Annotated in this window: 16 protein-coding genes, 1 tRNA gene and 1 pseudogene; 10 read left to right on the forward strand and 8 right to left on the reverse strand. The window is 55.5% G+C overall.

Annotated features, from left to right (window positions below):
• Window positions 1–107 precede the first annotated feature (107 nt).
• A pseudogene (locus tag AC0J4F_RS01840) lies at window positions 108–1,073 on the forward strand (recombinase family protein); the annotation flags it as partial.
• Between the two features lie 547 nt (window positions 1,074–1,620).
• Here AC0J4F_RS01840 and AC0J4F_RS01845 read toward each other — a convergent pair.
• The 4 genes from AC0J4F_RS01845 to AC0J4F_RS01860 all read right to left on the reverse strand — a co-directional run bounded on the left by AC0J4F_RS01845 (window position 1,621) and on the right by AC0J4F_RS01860 (window position 5,756).
• A tRNA-Arg gene (locus tag AC0J4F_RS01845) sits at window positions 1,621–1,697 on the reverse strand.
• A gap of 264 nt (window positions 1,698–1,961) precedes the next feature.
• Window positions 1,962–3,443: a sensor histidine kinase gene (locus AC0J4F_RS01850; RefSeq protein WP_166672692.1), complete on the reverse strand. Its 1,482-nt coding sequence runs from the start codon at window positions 3,441–3,443 to the stop codon at window positions 1,962–1,964.
• 50 nt (window positions 3,444–3,493) lie between these two features.
• Entirely contained in the window at window positions 3,494–4,924 is a 1,431-nt protein-coding gene (locus AC0J4F_RS01855; protein ID WP_133948743.1) for an FAD-dependent oxidoreductase, read from the reverse strand.
• A 43-nt stretch (window positions 4,925–4,967) separates the two neighbouring features.
• On the reverse strand, window positions 4,968–5,756 hold the full coding sequence (locus tag AC0J4F_RS01860) for a TVP38/TMEM64 family protein (protein ID WP_473025258.1): 789 nt from the start codon (window positions 5,754–5,756) through the stop codon (window positions 4,968–4,970).
• Between the two features lie 363 nt (window positions 5,757–6,119).
• On the opposite strand from AC0J4F_RS01860, the gene rpmH reads away from it, so the two are divergent.
• The 8 genes from rpmH to AC0J4F_RS01900 all read left to right on the forward strand — a co-directional run bounded on the left by rpmH (window position 6,120) and on the right by AC0J4F_RS01900 (window position 12,724).
• Window positions 6,120–6,254: a 50S ribosomal protein L34 gene (rpmH, locus tag AC0J4F_RS01865; RefSeq protein WP_081450549.1), complete on the forward strand. Its 135-nt coding sequence runs from the start codon at window positions 6,120–6,122 to the stop codon at window positions 6,252–6,254.
• 57 nt (window positions 6,255–6,311) lie between these two features.
• Window positions 6,312–6,725 carry a ribonuclease P protein component gene (rnpA, locus tag AC0J4F_RS01870; protein WP_133949681.1) on the forward strand — a complete coding sequence of 138 codons (414 nt, stop codon included), beginning with the start codon at window positions 6,312–6,314 and terminating at the stop codon, window positions 6,723–6,725.
• Window positions 6,722–8,548 (forward strand): membrane protein insertase YidC, encoded by a 1,827-nt coding sequence (gene yidC / locus AC0J4F_RS01875; protein ID WP_473025259.1) that lies wholly within the window; start codon window positions 6,722–6,724, stop codon window positions 8,546–8,548. Before rnpA ends, yidC begins: the two co-directional genes overlap by 4 nt.
• A 190-nt stretch (window positions 8,549–8,738) precedes the next feature.
• On the forward strand, window positions 8,739–9,419 hold the full coding sequence (locus AC0J4F_RS01880) for a CatB-related O-acetyltransferase (RefSeq protein WP_473025260.1): 681 nt from the start codon (window positions 8,739–8,741) through the stop codon (window positions 9,417–9,419).
• Between the two features lie 10 nt (window positions 9,420–9,429).
• Window positions 9,430–10,077 carry a ribosome biogenesis GTP-binding protein YihA/YsxC gene (gene yihA / locus AC0J4F_RS01885; RefSeq protein ID WP_133948748.1) on the forward strand — a complete coding sequence of 216 codons (648 nt, stop codon included), beginning with the start codon at window positions 9,430–9,432 and terminating at the stop codon, window positions 10,075–10,077.
• Between the two features lie 105 nt (window positions 10,078–10,182).
• A complete protein-coding gene (gene argB, locus AC0J4F_RS01890; protein ID WP_473025261.1) occupies window positions 10,183–11,070 on the forward strand; it encodes an acetylglutamate kinase in 888 nt (295 codons plus the stop codon).
• A complete protein-coding gene (locus AC0J4F_RS01895) occupies window positions 11,067–11,810 on the forward strand; it encodes a pyrimidine 5'-nucleotidase (protein WP_133948752.1) in 744 nt (247 codons plus the stop codon). The genes argB and AC0J4F_RS01895 overlap by 4 nt, the downstream gene beginning before the upstream one ends.
• Before the next feature lie 50 nt (window positions 11,811–11,860).
• Window positions 11,861–12,724: a LysR substrate-binding domain-containing protein gene (locus AC0J4F_RS01900; protein WP_473025263.1), complete on the forward strand. Its 864-nt coding sequence runs from the start codon at window positions 11,861–11,863 to the stop codon at window positions 12,722–12,724.
• Between the two features lie 5 nt (window positions 12,725–12,729).
• Here AC0J4F_RS01900 and AC0J4F_RS01905 read toward each other — a convergent pair whose 3' ends face one another.
• Window positions 12,730–13,635, reverse strand: a complete 906-nt coding sequence (locus tag AC0J4F_RS01905; protein WP_133948756.1) for a DMT family transporter — start codon at window positions 13,633–13,635, stop codon at window positions 12,730–12,732.
• Window positions 13,636–13,895: 260 nt separating this feature from the next.
• Here AC0J4F_RS01905 and dapD point away from each other — a divergent pair, with 260 nt between their 5' ends.
• A complete protein-coding gene (gene dapD / locus AC0J4F_RS01910; protein WP_133948758.1) occupies window positions 13,896–14,747 on the forward strand; it encodes a 2,3,4,5-tetrahydropyridine-2,6-dicarboxylate N-succinyltransferase in 852 nt (283 codons plus the stop codon).
• 72 nt (window positions 14,748–14,819) lie between these two features.
• Here dapD and AC0J4F_RS01915 read toward each other — a convergent pair whose 3' ends face one another.
• From AC0J4F_RS01915 to AC0J4F_RS01925, 3 genes are read right to left on the reverse strand one after another with little or no spacing between them, the layout of a single operon-like run.
• Complete coding sequence (locus AC0J4F_RS01915) at window positions 14,820–15,413, reverse strand: hypothetical protein (protein WP_209002326.1); 594 nt, start codon at window positions 15,411–15,413, stop codon at window positions 14,820–14,822.
• Between the two features lie 17 nt (window positions 15,414–15,430).
• The gene (dapE, locus tag AC0J4F_RS01920) at window positions 15,431–16,594 is read right to left on the reverse strand and encodes a succinyl-diaminopimelate desuccinylase (RefSeq protein ID WP_473025264.1); all 1,164 of its coding nucleotides are present in this window, start codon (window positions 16,592–16,594) and stop codon (window positions 15,431–15,433) included.
• A gap of 36 nt (window positions 16,595–16,630) precedes the next feature.
• Window positions 16,631–17,053 carry a DUF805 domain-containing protein gene (locus AC0J4F_RS01925; RefSeq protein ID WP_040451441.1) on the reverse strand — a complete coding sequence of 141 codons (423 nt, stop codon included), beginning with the start codon at window positions 17,051–17,053 and terminating at the stop codon, window positions 16,631–16,633.
• Between the last annotated feature and the right edge of the window lie 137 nt (window positions 17,054–17,190).

Here is a 17,190-nt window from a genome sequence, read left to right on the forward strand (position 1 = left end):
TTTGAAAACTTCACTCTAGAGACTCAGGGCGACCCCGGCGCGATAGACTCTTCTCATTCAGACAATGAGGAGAAGCCATCGAGCAAAAAACGGGAGGACGCATCGCCATGAGTGACACTAACCCAAAGCAAGCGGCCATTTATTGCCGCGTTTCCAGCACCAAACAAACCAAAGTTGGTGATGGTCTAAAATCACAGGAAACCCGCTGCCGCGACTTCGCGCGGCTCAAGGGTTATCAGGTGATTGGTGTGTTCAGCGACGATATGTCAGGCAGCACGAAACAGCGCCCCGGTATGGAAACAATGCTTTCCTTCGTAAGAAAGCAGAAAGCTAAAGGCACTCGCATTCTCATTGATGACGTCTCGCGCCTGGCGCGGGGCGTGGAAGCGCATCTCGAATTGCGCCGAAATATCGCCGAGGCTGGCGGCGTTTTAGAATCTCCCTCTATCGAATTTGGGGAAGACTCAGATTCAATCCTGGTCGAGAACCTGCTTGCCTGTGTCTCGCAGCATCAGCGTGAGAAAAACGGTGAGCAAACGAAGAACCGAATGAAGGCCCGCGTCCAGAATGGCTATTGGGTCTTTCAGGCTCCGGCTGGCTATAAATATGAGCGCGTCTCTGGACGCGGTAATATGATTGTTCGAGACGAACCTCTCGCTTCGGTTATTCAAGAAGCTCTGGAAGGCTACGCCTCTGGCCGCTTTAACAGTCAGGCCGACGTTCAGCGTTTTTTGCAAGACAATCCTCTTTTCCCAAAAGATAAGCGCGGAGAGGTTCGTCATCAGCGCGTTTCTGTCCTGCTGAATCAAGCTGGGTATGCCGGATATGTCGAAGCGCCGAACTGGGGCGTTGAGATGCGAGTTGGTCAGCATGAGCCAATTATTTCTTCGCAGACCTATCAGCGCATTCAAGAACGTCTCAAGGGCGGCTTCTACGCGCCGCGTCAGTCCGATTTGAAAGAGGACTTCCCGCTGCGCGGTCATGTCGTGTGTAGCGACTGCGGAACGCCTTTGACGGCCTGCTGGTCGAAAGGCTCGAACAAAAAATACCCGTACTATCTCTGCCCGAAGCGCGGCTGCGATAGCTACGGCAAATCAATCCGCCGCGATAAGATCGAAGGCGAATTTGAGGCTTTGATCGGTCAAGCGACGCCAAGCGATGCCCTCTTTAAGGTGGGCAAGTCCATGTTCAAGGAACTGTGGGAGTACCAGGGCGCGCAGGCAGAGACCAATGCGAAGGCCATGGGCGCGAAGCTCGCTAAAATAGAAGGCAAGCTTTCAAAGCTGCTTGACCACATTCTCGATGCTTCTGTGCCGAGCGTCATTAAAGCCTATGAGGAAAAGGTTCGCGAGCTGGAATTGGAGAAACAATCTCTCAAGGAAAATATGGCTTTGAGCGCCAAGCCAGCGAGCACCTTTGACGAGTCACTTAGAACGGCTTTCGAATTTCTCAAAAACCCTTTGATTCTCTGGCGTTCGGAGAGAATTGAAGACCGTCATACGCTGCTAAAACTGGCTTTTAGCAAGCGGCTGGCATACTCCCGCAAAGAGGGATTTAGAACGGCAAATTTTAGTTTACCCTTCAAGGTCTTAGCTGATTTTTTTAGGTGTGATGGTGAGATGGCGCACCGGGGAGGATTCGAACCCCCGACCCCCAGATTCGTAGTCTGGTGCTCTATCCAGCTGAGCTACCGGTGCTTAAGAACGAAGCCTATAAGATCTTGAAGCGATCTGCTTTATGGCTGTTCAGTCTGCGGGGCGCTGTGTGCCCCGGACAGGGCGCTTATCTACTGCGGACTGGCGGGGGATGCAAGCGCCTTTTTGAACTTTTTTTGAAAGTCACACCAAGTTGTCTTTTCGCCCGCAGTTTTCCGGGAAACCGGGCTCCAACTCTGCACAAGTACTGCATGAACGCTGAGCTTCGTGTTCGCTCATGCCGGTTGTCGAACAGTTTGACCGCGCTTAAGCTGCCCTGTCAGGCAATTGGATCTTGAAACACGTTCCCGGTTGGTCACAGTCCAGTTCGATTACGCCGCCATGAGCCCTGAGCAGCTCCGCAACGATAGCAAGTCCCAGGCCGACACCGCCTGCTTTCGCACCGCTGTGAAACGCCTTGAAAAGGCCTTTCTGCGTGTTTTCTGGAATACCCGGGCCCGTGTCGTGAACCTCAATATGAACGCAATTCGCGCGGCGTTCCGCGGAAAGACTGATCCGGCGAACCAGCGTCCCGTCCCGTTCCGCCTCAAGCGCCTGCACCGCATTGCGGGTCAGATTCAAAAGGACACGAAAGATCTGTTCGGGATCCGCATCGACCTCAAGTGTTTCGCCAATCCGGTTTTCGAACTGAATGGTGTCATGGTCGACGAGCCCTAGGACATCAGCAACATCCTCCCCCACACGGCGGAGCGCGATCAGCCTCCTTTGCGGCGCGCGTTCCTGGGCCTTGCCATAGGCCATGACCGCCTGCGTGTACCCGACCGCCCGATCGAGTGTTGCCAGGATCTTCGGTGCCAACCTGTTGACCGTGGGGTCAGGCACATGTTCCAGCCGCTCCAAAAAAAGCTGCGCGGATGCCAGCAAATTGCGCAAATCGTGGTTGATCTTGGAAACGGCCAATCCGAGATCGGCCAAACGCTGTTTTTGGTGCAAGGCGCGCGAGAGCGCCTCTTCCATGGCTGCCAGACGGACTTCCGCATCGCCAAGCTCATCGCGCCGCCCGGACACTTTTATAATCCGGGATCCATCTTCCGGGTTTTCGGCAAATTGTTCCATGGAGCGAGTCAGCCGGCGCAACGGGCGGATGAAAATCGCGCGCAAAGTTATATACACCAACGCGGCGGTTATCCCGGAGATCACCAGAGACAGCGCCAGAATCCGGCCAGAAAACGCCAGCATGTCCTGTTGAAGAAGCGCAACCGGAAAGACAACGTCAACACGTTCGGTATGGCCCATCTGACCCGCTGCGACCGCCCGCATGACGCCGTCCCCGCGGTAGGTCAGAATTGCAAAGCTTCCAAGGATCGAGGTCAACGGCGTGACTTCCGCCATGTCCACCACGAAATCGACCTGCGTCGGCACATTGCTCATCGCGATCAACCGGCGCTGCGCGCCTTGATCCAGCGCGATGGCCACAGCACCCGTTGTTCTCAGAAGTTCTTCCTGCAATCGCGGCGCAAGCGTATTGGTTTCAGCAAGGACCGATGCGGCAACACCTGCCGTTGTCAGCCGGTCCATCAACCACGTGTTCCTGAAATTTGCGATGGACGGCACATAAATGAGCACCTCCGCAATCATAACGAACACGATGGTCAAAAGAAGAAGTTTGCTCGACAGGCCGCCAAAACGATGCCGGCCGAACCCCGGATCAAGTTCCGGAGGTCCGCCCGGCCCCAATCCGCTTGCATCGGGTGCTGCAGTCCCCTGTGGGGTGCCCTCATGCTTCATGACAGCTCCGTCCAACGATCACGGCAAGAGCCCATTCAGCCCAATACATCTCATCCAAACTTGCGCAAGATACCGATTCCAATACGTAACCAACCACTTTTCGGCATGTCAGCATAGTACGAAATTGCAGCACGGCGTACCAGCTCGCCTAATGTTGGGTATGGAGCAATGAAGCCTGCGAGGTCTTTCATCTTCAGTTTCTTCGACAACGCCAGTGACAACAGGTTGATGATTTCACCAGCCTGCGCCCCCACAATCTGCGCGCCGAGAAGCCTACCGCCGGGGCCCGCAATCAATGTCAAGCGCCCTGTTGTTGCCCCCTCAGCCTGAGCCCGGTCGTTGCCTGAATAGTCAGCCGTCAAAACCTTGACCTTGTCGCCGAACCGATCGCGTGCCACAGCTTCGCTGAGGCCGACATGCCCCAGTTCCGGCGATGTGTATGTCACCCAAGGCACCTGATCGTTGTCCATGGAAACCGGCAGCCGGAACAAAATGGAACGGATCACCAACCCGGCTTGATACCCGGCAACATGGGTAAATTGAAGACCGCCGGCGATATCACCGATTGCGTAGATTTTGCGGTTGGAAGTCCGAAGACCCTTGTCGACCGTGATACCTTTTTTTGAGAAATCGACGCCCGCCGCCTCCAGCCCCAAGCTGTCCACATTGGGTGCACGGCCCGTCGCAACCAGCAAATGACTGACCGTTTGAGTAACAGTATCTCCGGCTTCGTTGTGCGCTGTCACGGTGATCCCGTCACCCGTTTTTGCGACCGTCTCGACGGCCGTTTTCTGGAGAATTTCGATCCCCTCGTCTTTTAAGGCCTTCAGAACGATTCCCGCCAATTCCGGATCGTCTTTACCGAGCGCGGTCTGAGCTTCAAACACCGTCACCTTCGCCCCAAGACGGCGATGCGCCTGTGCCATTTCCAAGCCAATCGGGCCACCACCAATAATGCCGAGGTGCTCCGGTGTTTCTCGCAGATCAAACAGGGTTTCATTGATCAGATACGGCACTTCATCCAACCCGGGGACCGGAGGAACGAGAGCGGAGGAGCCCGCCGCGATGACAAAGCGCCGTGCCTTGATCTCGTGGTCACCGGCTAAAACACACTCCGGGCTGGTGAATTTCCCATGCTCCCGCAACACAGTGACGCCAAGACCTTCAAAGCGCTCTTGAGAATCATGCGGCTCGATCGCCGCAATTACGCTTCGGACGTGATCATTTGCTTCAGAAAAGCTGATATCAGCTGCAGTGGCGTGAATGCCAAACGCCGCGCCTCCCTGCGCATGTTTTGCCGCTTTGCCTGCCGCCAGAAGAGCTTTTGACGGCACGCACCCGTAATTCAGGCAATCTCCGCCCATTTTGCCCTTTTCGATCAGAACTACATCCACGCCGAATGCGGCGGCAGCGGCGGCGACCGACAGGCCACCCGATCCTGCACCAATCACGCAAATGTCTGGGGTCAGCAGTTTCGCCATGCACGGTTCCTGTCATATTGGTTCGGTAAGGGCGGGATTTCTATTATTTGCTGGAACGCAAACGCTTCAAGACGACGGGGATCAGGCTTGCAATACCAAGGGCAAAAAATGCTGCGATCAACTGCGGTGTGACAAGTGCCGAGATGTCGACCGAGCAAGTGCCCGCAGACGCACAGCCTGGATTTGCCGCTTCCTGAGCCGCAATAACGCTGTCGAGACCGGACCCGATGAAGGCAAAAGCGAATGTCCCGGGGATGATGCCGACAAATGTGGCAAGCGCATAGGACGGTAAAGGCATCTGAAAAACAGCAGGTGCAATGTTCACCAGCCAGAAGGGAAAAATCGGCGTCAGGCGGAGGAAGAGTAGATAGTTGAAGGCGTCTTGCCGGAATCCTTCGGACAACCGTGTCAGGAAGGGACCTGCCCGTTTCGTCAGCACATCCCCGATTGAGGAACGAGCAATCAGAAACACTGCTGTTGCGCCCAATGTCGCACCAAAAACCGTTGCCAGGCCACCGATCACCCAGCCGAACAGGAAACCGCCAGCGATCGTGAAAAGCGAAGCACCCGGGAACGACAAGGCGACAGTAGCGGCATAAAGAGCGATATAGCTCAGGACGGCCACCGCCAGATTGGCGTCAACGAAGGTGATAAGCTGCTGCCGCTCCATGATCAGCGTAGAAAGCGTGAGATGTTTGTGCAGGCCTTGTGAAAACGCGAGTGCCATAAGGGAAAACAGGACAACAAGCGGAGCCCACTTTTTCGCAAGGGCTGTAAACGAGCGTCCGGCCACCGCATTCTCTTTTTTATCGTTTTCGTCGGATGCGTTCATTGCCTCCGCCTCATTGCCGCGCATTGGCCAATCACTCCATTATCCCTATTTCCGCCGCTTTTGATCGGTAGGTGTGCCGATGTCTTAATTGAGGTGTACCTTAAACGGGGTAAAAAGAAGTTGGTTTCACTGATAAGTGAGGCTGGCGCTCTTTTCGGTCACCTGTGTGTGATTGCCTGAGAAAGCGAGAATCTCGGCGACACAAGTTGACTCCAAACACCATGACGCTTATAAGCGCGCTCGATCGGGACATGCATTCGGACCCAAGGCTTTTTAGGAGCTGCGCTGGCTGAGCGCTTCGAATGCTTCCTCCAAAGAATTTAAATGAACAAGGGCCGCGCTTAAGCCGCGCGGGGAAGAACAATGAAGCGTACGTATCAACCGAGCCGTCTTGTCCGCAAGCGTCGCCACGGCTTCCGCGCACGTATGGCCACCAAAAGCGGCCGTCAGGTGCTTGCTCGCCGTCGTGCGAAGGGCCGTAAGAGCCTCAGCGCCTAAGCGGCAACTGCTTGCAGCGCCGGATTGGCGGCGCATGCCAACAGCCAATCCGCAGCCATGAACACACTCAAAAAGCGCTCCGATTTCCTTGCGGTTGCCAAAGGTGGCCGTGTAGGTCGGCGCGCTTTTGTTGTTCAAGGCCTGCAACACAGCTCCGAGGCTGCGCCGAGGATTGGCTACACAGTCACAAAAAAAACCGGCAATTCCGTTGTCCGAAGCCGTATCAAGCGGCGCTTGCGTGCAGCAGTTGCTGAGCTTTCACCAGCCGAAATTCCCAAAAATGCAGATTTTGTGCTGGTCGCGCGTGATTCTGCGCTGACTCTTCCCTTCCCAAATCTGGTTGCAGACCTTAAGTCTGGGCTACACCAGGTGCTGGATCCGGCGACACCGCGTGGGCGCGGCAAGCCACGCAAGGGCAACCGGCAGAAACAGATGCATCACCGTACAGGTAACAGGGGTAAATCCAGTTGATTTCTGAAAACCGCAATACGATTCTCGCAATCGTTCTGTCCCTGATCGTTCTGCTGGCGTGGCAGTATTTTTATGCCGGTCCCCAATTGGAGCGCCAACAGGCGGCACTTCAGGCCCAACAGGAAGCAGAGACTGCTCAACAGGCTACGCCAGGTGGGGTAAACCCTGACGCACCGACCCCAACTGTTACCGGCTCTGGCGCGACTGTCGCGCCGTCTGCTACAGGCCTGCAGGGTTTTGCCTCACGCGACCAAGCTATTTCTGCGACACAACGCGTGGTCATCGACACACCGCGTCTGGAAGGTTCCATCAACCTGACAGGCGGCCGGCTCGATGACTTGCGGCTCAAGGACTACCACGAGACGGTCGACCGGAGCAGCCCGACCATCGTGCTGTTCTCCCCAACCGGTAGTCCGAACCCGTACTACAGCGATTATGGCTGGGTTGCTGATGCAGGTGCCAACATTACCCTGCCAGGACCGGATACTGTTTGGTCCGTCAACGGTTCGTCGAACCTCACGCCATCCACGCCTTTGACCCTGTCCTGGGACAATGGCGAAGGCCTTGTGTTTAATCGCACGTTCTCAGTGGACGAGAACTACATGTTCGACGTCACACAATCGGTGACAAACAACTCTGCTGATGCGGTAACCCTTTACCCATATGGCTTGATCGCGCGCAAAGGCATCCCGGAAACAACCGGTATCTGGATCCTTCACGAAGGTCTGCTTGGCGTCTTTGGCGAAGAAGGCCTCGTGGAAGTCGACTATTCCGATTTGGAAGAAGATGGTCCGGTACGCCCGGCAGCAGTAGATCGCGGATGGCTTGGCATCACCGACAAATACTGGGCTGCGACCCTCATCCCGACACCTGGCCAGGAATTCCAACCCGGCTTCAGCTACGGCGCGCAGAGCGGAAACTTCCAGGCCGATTATCTCGGCAATGCGGTTGTCGTCCCTGCCGGTGGTATCGGTGAAACCAGCTCGTACCTTTTTGCCGGTGCCAAGGAGACCAACCTCCTTGACGCTTATGAGGCGTCCCTCAGCATCGAGCGCTTTGAGCTGCTGATCGACTGGGGTTGGTTCTACTTCCTGACCAAGCCGATGTTCTACGCCATCGATTTCCTGTTTCATTACTTCGGAAACTTTGGCGTCGCGATCCTCCTCGTCACCGTCATCATCAAACTATTCTTCTTCCCGCTGGCAAACAAATCCTATGTCAGCATGAGTAAGATGAAACTGGTGCAGCCTCAGATGACGGAGATCCGCGAAAAGTATGCGGATGACCGGCAGAAGCAGCAGCAAGCGCTGATGGAGCTGTACAAGAAGGAAAAGATCAACCCGCTGGCCGGCTGTTTGCCGATCCTGATCCAGATCCCGGTATTCTTCGCACTCTACAAGGTGCTCTTCGTCACCATCGAGATGCGCCACGCGCCGTTCTTCGGCTGGATCCAGGATCTCAGTGCCCCGGATCCGACATCCTTGTTCAATCTGTTCGGTTTGATTCCGTGGGATCCGCCGCAGCTTCTGATGCTTGGGGTCTGGCCGCTGATCATGGGAATCACAATGTTTGTCCAAATGAAGATGAACCCGGCTCCGCCAGATCCGACACAACAGATGATCTTTACCTGGATGCCTGTGGTCTTCACCTTCATGCTGGCATCTTTCCCAGCGGGTCTTGTCATCTACTGGGCTTGGAACAACTCGCTCTCGATTGCTCAGCAGTGGGTGATTATGAGCCGCCAAGGCGTCAAGGTGGAGCTTTGGGACAATCTTGGCTCCATGTTCAAACGAAAGAAACCGGCAGCCGACGACAAGAGCTGACAAATCCGGAAAATCAAGATATAGACCAAAGGCCTCGCCAGACGGCGGGGCCTTTCCCATATTCGGAGTGTCCAGTCAATGAACCACTAAGACAAAGACCAGTTCCGCAAGGCGAAGCCGCTGACCGGTTGGTCGACCGCGTTGTCAATGACGCGCCCAACTTCCCTTGTTTCTTTGTTTTGGAGGTCCCATGCACGGCCCAACCCCTGATAATACGCACCCATTCAACGGTGAGCCGCACACGGTTTTTCTGAAGAACGTTATTACCCGACCCAACATCGAGGTCGGCGACTTCACCTATTATCACGATGACACACATGCGGCGGAATTTGAAAACCGCAACGTGCGTTATCACTTTGACTTCGTCGGAGACAAACTCAGGATCGGACGGTTTTGCGCACTCGCATCAGGCACAACATTCATCATGAATGGCGCAAACCACGCCTTGACCGGCTTTTCGACCTACCCGTTCAATATTTTCGGCAACGGTTGGGAAGAAGGCCTCGATCCAGCGACGATCTTTGATCATTTGCGCGGGGACACGCTTGTGCAGCATGACGTCTGGTTTGGCACCAACTCCGTTGTCATGCCGGGTGTAACCATTTGCTCTGGCGCAATCATCGGTGCACATGCTGTCGTGGCGTCGGATATCCCTCCATTTGCGATTGCTGTCGGCAATCCGGCGCGGGTCGTCAAGATGCGCTTTGACGAGCAAACGATTGACCGACTCCTGGATATTGCGTGGTGGGATTGGCCGGTTGAGAAAATCTCCAGGCACCTTTCGGCAATCAGAGCATCGGATATCGAAGCGTTGGAAACTGCAGCCATGGAACCTGCAAACATGCTCGACGCAACTGCACAGGCAGGTTAGAAGGCAACTCATGAGTGACAATGAAACTTATACCGAGGAAGATCTGGAAGCCGGGCGGCTAATGTTTGCCCGGCCATGGGATTTTCTGACCAGCGTGACCGATATGGCAAATTTGCCGCCTGCCGCCGGCACCGAGATCGCTTTTGCGGGCCGATCGAATGTCGGCAAATCCAGCCTGATCAATGCGCTGACTGGGCGAAAGGGGCTTGCCCGAACATCGTCCACCCCCGGTCGGACACAGATGTTGAACTTCTTTGTCGCCCACGAAACCCCACTCACGATCGTCGACATGCCAGGCTATGGCTATGCGCAAGCCCCCAAGGAGCTTGTCGAAGCCTGGACCAACCTCGTGTTCTCTTATCTGCGTGGCCGTCCGAACCTTCGACGCGTAATCTTGTTGATCGACAGTCGTCACGGGATCAAGAAGAACGATCTTGAGGCAATGGAGCTGCTTGATAAGGCTGCGGTTGTCTATCAGGTCGTGTTGACCAAGGCCGACAAAATCAAGCCACCGGCCTTGGTGCGCCTGGTCGATGAAACCAAGGCTGCACTGGCAAAACGGGTGGCAGCCCATCCTGAGATTATCACAACGTCCTCGGAGAAAAATCGGGGCGTAGATGAGCTTCGGGCGGAATTGTGTAACCTCGCCACTCAATAGACCTCCGGCGCATCATTGATTGTGAGATCTCGCCAAACCCGGTATAGCAAAGCTCTTTCGCTTTCATGGACTTCTGCCGACTAAACTGAAGAGTAACGTTTCTTTATGACCGCAACTGAGACTTCGAGCCGCGCGCACATCATCTCGCAGGCCCTGCCCTACATGCAGCGCTATGACGACAAGACTGTTGTCGTGAAGTATGGCGGGCATGCCATGGGCGATACGGATCTCGGTCAGGCATTTGCCCGGGACATTACCTTGTTGCGCCAAAGTGGCGTCAACCCTGTGGTGGTCCACGGCGGAGGTCCGCAAATCGGCAAAATGCTCGAACGGCTGAACATCGTCAGCGAGTTCAAGGGCGGACTGCGGGTCACGGACAAGGCAACGGTCGAAGTCGTCGAAATGGTCCTTGCCGGCGCGATCAACAAGGAGATCGTGCAGCTGATCAACGCCGAAGGCGGCCGTGCGGTCGGCCTGTGCGGCAAGGACGGCAATCTGATCAAAGCACGCAAGTTGAAGCGCACGGTGGTCGACCCAAACAGCAACATTGAAAGCGTTCTGGATCTGGGGTTTGTCGGAGAACCGGCAGAAGTTGACCCGACGGTCCTCAAACTCGTTCTCAAAGAGGACATCATCCCTGTCGTTGCACCGGTTGCTCCGGGTGATGACGGCGAGACGTACAACATCAACGCCGACACTTGTGCCGGTGCTATTGCGGGTTCTTTGAATGCCAAACGCTTGTTGTTCCTGACTGATGTTCCAGGTGTTCTCGACAAGGATGGTCAACTGATCAAGCAGCTGACCGTTGCAAAAGCGCGGGATCTGATGGCAGACGGAACGATTTCCGGCGGCATGATCCCAAAAGTCGAGACTTGCATTGATGCGCTGGAACGCGGTGTGGAGGGCGTCGTTATCCTGAATGGCAAGGTGCCGCATGCGGTTCTCTTGGAGCTCTTCACCGATGGCGGCGCCGGGACGCTGATACGCCCGTGACCGACAACTCCTCTCTTCCGACCGAAGGCCGGCATGCGCACCGGCAAGACCTGCGCGTATTCCAGGGCGTTGAAGCGTGGGTCTTCGATCTCGACAACACACTCTATCCGCATGAATCAGACCTCTTTCCGCAGATCAATGACCAGATCTCCAAGTATGTGCAGAAAATTCTGGATCTTGGGCGGGACGAAGCCATGGTGCACCAGAAGGCGCTGTATCATGAGTACGGCACCACGTTGCGCGGGCTGATGACCACCCACAACATCGACCCGGACGACTACCTTGCCTTCGTCCATGACATCGACTATTCGAACCTCGCGCCCGATCCCGATCTGGGCACCGCGATCGAGGCATTGCCGGGCAAAAAATTCATCTTCACGAATGGTGATCGTCCGCATGCCGAACGCACTGCGGAAGCGCTCGGCATTTCGAACCATTTTGAAGACATTTTCGATATCGTATCCGCAGAGCTGATCCCCAAGCCCAACCGTGAGACATACGAGATGTTCCTGTCACGGACAGGCGTTGCCCCGGCACGCGCTGCCATGTTCGAGGACCTCGCCAAGAACCTCTCTGTTCCGCACCATCTCGGCATGCGCACTACGCTGATTGTACCGAGAGGATCTCGCGAAGTCTTGCAGGAAAACCTGGATCTGGAAGCAGATCCCTACCCGCATGTTGATTTTGTGACCGAGGACCTGGCGGGATTTTTGAAAGCCGTCAAAGGATCGCTGGCTTAAGAAGCGCGTATCTCTTAGATTGAGAAAAACTCAACCTGGTTCGATCACCTATGGCGTCTCTTCGCGCACTTAACGCTTTTGCCCTGCTTGCCCGTCACGGACGGGCAGCACTGGCGGCTGAAAAACTGGGCGTGTCCCCCTCCGCCTTGTCCCATCTGATGCGCAAGCTGGAAAGTGAACTCGGCGCGACACTGGTCAACCGGGATGGCCGCGGCTTGACCTTGACCGAGGAAGGTCAACGGCTCGCACTCAGTCTCGGCGATGCGTTTGATAGAATTGATGAAGCTGTCGACAGCTTCAAGCGGCGTGGCCGCACAGAGTTGCGCATCAGCACCGTGTCGACCTTTGCCACTCGGTGGTTGATCCCTCGCCTTCCACAGTTTCAATCCAACCAGCCGGATGTTGAATTGCTTTTGTCGACATCCACGCGGATGGTTGATCTGGATCGCGAGAATTATGATTGCGCCATCCGCCTCGGGACGGGCAACTGGCCAAGCGTCGAAAGCCATCTTCTTTGGAAGGAGCATTTGGCAGTTGCCATGGCGCCTGGGCTTTTGGCTGGCAAGGACCCTAAGGACCCATCCGTCCTGACCGGACTGCCCCTGCTACACAGCGCGTCCCGCCGTAATGACTGGAGCCAGTGGCTAAACGCGGCTGGCCTAGATCATCCAGATACGAAATCAGGAACCCTGCTGCAGAGCCGAGACCTTGCCATACAGGCTGCCATAGCTGGCATGGGTGCAATTGCGATCGATCGCCGATTTGTTTCCCTGGAACTGGAGGCTGGCCATCTCATTTGCCCGGACTGGACCGTATTAGAGCTGGAGACTGGATACTGGTTTGTCCGCTCCCCGGCACGGACCCTGAGTCGCCCTGTCTCAGCCTTTCGTGACTGGCTCCAGGACGCTGCGTGATCCGCTCAGCTCCAAAGGATAATGCCCAACACAGCCAGCACGATCAGGGCGCAGCCGGCGATCTCTGACCTTGCGATTGTTTCCTTAAAAACAAGCCATGACGCCAGGAATGTGAACACCAGCTCGATCTGTGCCAGTGCCCGGACATAGGCAACGTTCTGCAAGGTCATGGCCGTAAACCACCCGATCGAACCGGCAACGCCTGTCGCCCCCGCCCAGATGGCAACGCGCCAAGCGGCTAAACTGGCTGTCAGTTGCTCGGGTTCCCGGAAGATCATCCAAACAATCATGACGATGGTCTGGAAAAGCGTGGCGTAGGCCAGCGCAAAACCGGCTTGCATCGGAACACCCGTGCCCTCCAAGGACAATGATGCGACACGATAAGCGGCGGCAGAGGCACCAAACATGGCCGCTGACCCGAGACCGATCAAGGCAGGTCGACCCAATAGAGATTGCCGGACGACAGAAGCACTCAATGACGTCCGGGCGAGTGAAATGACAATCACGCCCGCAATACCAATTAGAATGCAGACACCTGTCGCCCAGGAAATGTGTTCGCCCAAAAGCAAGAAACCAAAAAGCGCCGCCTGGATCGGCTCCGTTTTCGAGTAAGCCGTACCGACCGCGAAATTCCGGAATGAGAACAGATAGACAAGCAAGAACGTGCCGAAGATCTGAGCCAAGCCTCCCAGTGCCCCTGCAATCAAGAATACGGCGTTGATTTCGGGAAACTCAAAACCGAACCCGGCATGCAAGACCGCGACATAAAGACAGGCAAATGGAAACCCGTATCCAAACCGGACAAATGTCGCGCCTGTGCTTCCGAGCTGGCCTTTCAAGTGTTTTTGAACCGCGGAGCGCAGATTCTGGCAAAATGCGGCAAAGAGCGTAATCGGGATCCAAAGTTCCATCAGAGCATCAGTCTAATTATTGATATGAACTCACTCTACAGCCTACGGAAAGCCCTAATAATTATTGTTTTGAACGCCCTTCTATGAGTTTCTTTCAACTATAGCGGCGATTCTGAGATCAAGGAGAGAAAGTGTTTCCCGTCCAAGCGCCATTTGTTTGCCGTTTGCCGGTCTGTTCTGGTCGCTGGCACGCTTGACACCTGACGGCGTGAAGGCTTAGGTCCGCGCTGAATTCCTCAGTTCCGGAGACTTGCTTCCAGATGACACACGACCTTGCAGCCCTTTCGAAAATCATTGACGCGGCGTTCGAAGACAGTGCCTCGATCGACATCCACACGACCGGCGACGTTCGTGATGCTGTTGAGACCACGCTGAACCTTCTCGATCGTGGGCAATTGCGGGTCGCTGAGAAGAAAGACGGCGACTGGGTTGTCAACCAGTGGGCCAAGAAAGCGGTTCTGCTGTCGTTCCGTCTCAACCCGATGGATGTAATCAAGGGGGGGCCGGGAGATGCGACTTGGTGGGACAAGGTGCCGTCCAAGTTTGACGGCTGGCGCGGTCTCGATTTTGAAGACGCTGGCTTCCGGGCTGTGCCGAACTGCACCGTCCGCCGCTCCGCCTTCATCGGCAAAGGCGTTGTGCTAATGCCGTCGTTCGTCAACCTCGGCGCGTATGTCGACGAGGGCACGATGGTGGATACCTGGGCAACTGTCGGCTCCTGTGCTCAAATCGGCAAGAACGTTCACCTGTCGGGCGGCGTTGGCATTGGCGGTGTCCTGGAGCCACTTCAGGCCGGTCCTGTCATCATCGAAGACAACTGCTTCATCGGAGCCCGCTCAGAAGTGGTCGAGGGCTGCATTGTTCGCGAAGGCTCTGTCTTGGGTATGGGCGTTTTCATCGGCAAGTCGACAAAAATCGTCAACCGCATGACCGGTGAGATCACCTACGGTGAAGTCCCGCCGTATTCGGTCGTTGTGGCCGGCTCCATGCCCAGCGCGAACACCATGGGCAATGGTGAAGCTGCCCCGCACCTCTACTGCGCCGTTATCGTTAAGACGGTCGACGAAAAGACACGGTCCAAGACCGCAATCAACGAGCTGCTGCGCGACTAAACAGTAAAAGCTTGAGTTAAATTGGAAAACCCGCCGGTCTGCGGCGAGTTTTCTGCGTTTTGGCCGGTTAACTCAAGCTGCCCAAAGACGTCCCGTCAGCTCGCCAATCACGAGCGACAAAAGAATGTCGAGGAATACGATTCCGATCGCCATGCTGACTGATGCCTGCAAGGCAATGCGTGCAATCAGGAAACGATACCACAGCACTACAATCAGGCAGGTGAAAGACAGCAGCACCATGATCCCGGACGGGATGATGCCGGTCAGATACAGCAGAGCGATAGCCAGATAGGGCATGGACGCCAGAATGCTCGTCCAATTGCGCACCACAATAAACGGCACGTATTGCCGCGAAATACCAATCGGGCCGGCAATCAACGCCAAGATGAGCGGTAATGTAACCCAATCGATGCCAAGGCTCATGAATTGAGCAAACCAGTAGGTGTCTGCGGGAAAGAGCTCTGCGACGATGACATTTTCAGAAATCAGCAGCTTCTTTTCCGCCATGGCGCTGACCAGAAACACAGGCGCCAACAAGAAGATCACCTGAAACGATCGCCAGAACCCCTGTAGGGACAAGTCGAAATAGGACATTCCCTGAGGGTCGCTGCGCAAAAGAAGCCATGAGCCTTCCCACGCTGCCCGCAATTCATTGGTGCTGATCAAATCCCGACGGCTCCGGCCTATTTCGAAAAGTAGCTGACCAAGAATCGATGATAGATTGCAGCCAGACGGTCAAGATCTTCCACTGCGACACATTCATCAACCTTGTGCATCGTTTGACCGACCAGACCAAACTCCACAACAGGACAGTAGTTCTTGATGAACCGGGCATCTGACGTCCCGCCGCCTGTCGATAGTTCCGGCGTCCGCCCCGTTTCCTCAGAGACGGCCATGCTGAGCGCCTCAATCAGCATTTCATCTTCGGTCAGGAAAGACTCGCTGGCGTCTCTCTTGAACTCGATATTCATTTTCAAGGAACCCAGGTCCACCGTTTCCAGCGTCTCCAGGATCTTCGTCTTCAGGCTGTCCAGCGTCCAAGTGTCATTGTACCGGATGTTAAACCGGAACTCTGACCGGGCCGGAATGACGTTGAATGCCGTGTTGCCGACATCGACCGTCACGATCTCCAAATTGGAGGGCTGAAACCGCTCATTGCCTTCGTCCAATTTTAGATCGTTGAGTGCAGCCATCAGATTTGTCAGGCCCGGGATCGGATTGTCCGCAAGATGCGGATAAGCTGCATGGCCCTGAACGCCGGTGACTGTGACAATGCCCGAGAGAGAACCCCTGCGGCCCACCTTGATTGCGTCTCCAAGAGCGTCCGGATTGGTTGGCTCGCCGACGATGCAGGCGTCAAACCGATGGCCTTGCTTGTCAGCCCACTCCAGCAATTTGACCGTGCCATTGATCGCCGGCCCTTCTTCGTCACCCGTTATTAGGAACGAAATCGTGCCGCCGAATTCCGTTCCTTTATGGTCAACGAACTCCAGCGCGGCGGCTGCAAAGGAGGCAATGCCTCCCTTCATATCAACAGCGCCGCGGCCATAAAGCACTCCATTATCGATTTCGCCATCGAACGGTCCGTGCGTCCAATCCAACTCAGAACCAGCTGGAACGACATCAGTGTGCCCCGCGAAAACAAAATGCGGGGCTCCAGATCCAACCGAGGCAAAGAGATTTTCCACATCCGGTGTGTCGTCATCCTGAAAAACCACTCTATCCACGCGGAAACCGGCGTCTATTAGAAGCGTCTCAAGCGCCGACAAAGCGCCACCTTCTTTCGGCGTGACAGACGGGCACCGGATCAAATCACGGGCGATGGCGGTGGCAGGCGACATGGACATGATGCGAACTTTTGTAGTGTTGGATGGCAGGCGGAATCAGCTTTTGCGCCAGTAACTGTTGGGCAAGGGGCCATGCTTGTTGGGTTCTGCGACACCCGGCGTAAAACCAACGATCAAGACCATCAGAATATTCAGACCGGGCACAAAGATCAGCAAGGCCCAGAATCCACTGAATCCCATATCCTGCAATCGTTTGATTACAAGCGCCAATTCGATCCACTGCAGAACAAAAAACAAGATCGGAAACAGCGGATTGGATTCCATGAATTGGGAAATCGCCACCGTCTCCGCCGTGAAATCGATCTCAGTCGAGCTCCACCACATGTTCACTGAAATCGCGATCACGACCCACACAAGCGCAAAACACAGCCAATACGGCTCCCGCCCGATCCTCCCGATCGGGCTGAACAGGGCCCAGACGGGACCGGGGGAAATATTGGCGCTCGGAGCGTTGGTCATAGAAGTCCACTTGTTAAAATCGGATCTGGACAGGAGTTAGTCGCTTAAGACATCGGGATCAAGCTTCGTTCTGCGCGAAAGACGCACACCAACGCCGCACTGGTTTTTTCTGTCGCAACAAGTCAATAATACCGCTG

Source organism: Roseibium sp. R5 (genome assembly GCF_055755305.1).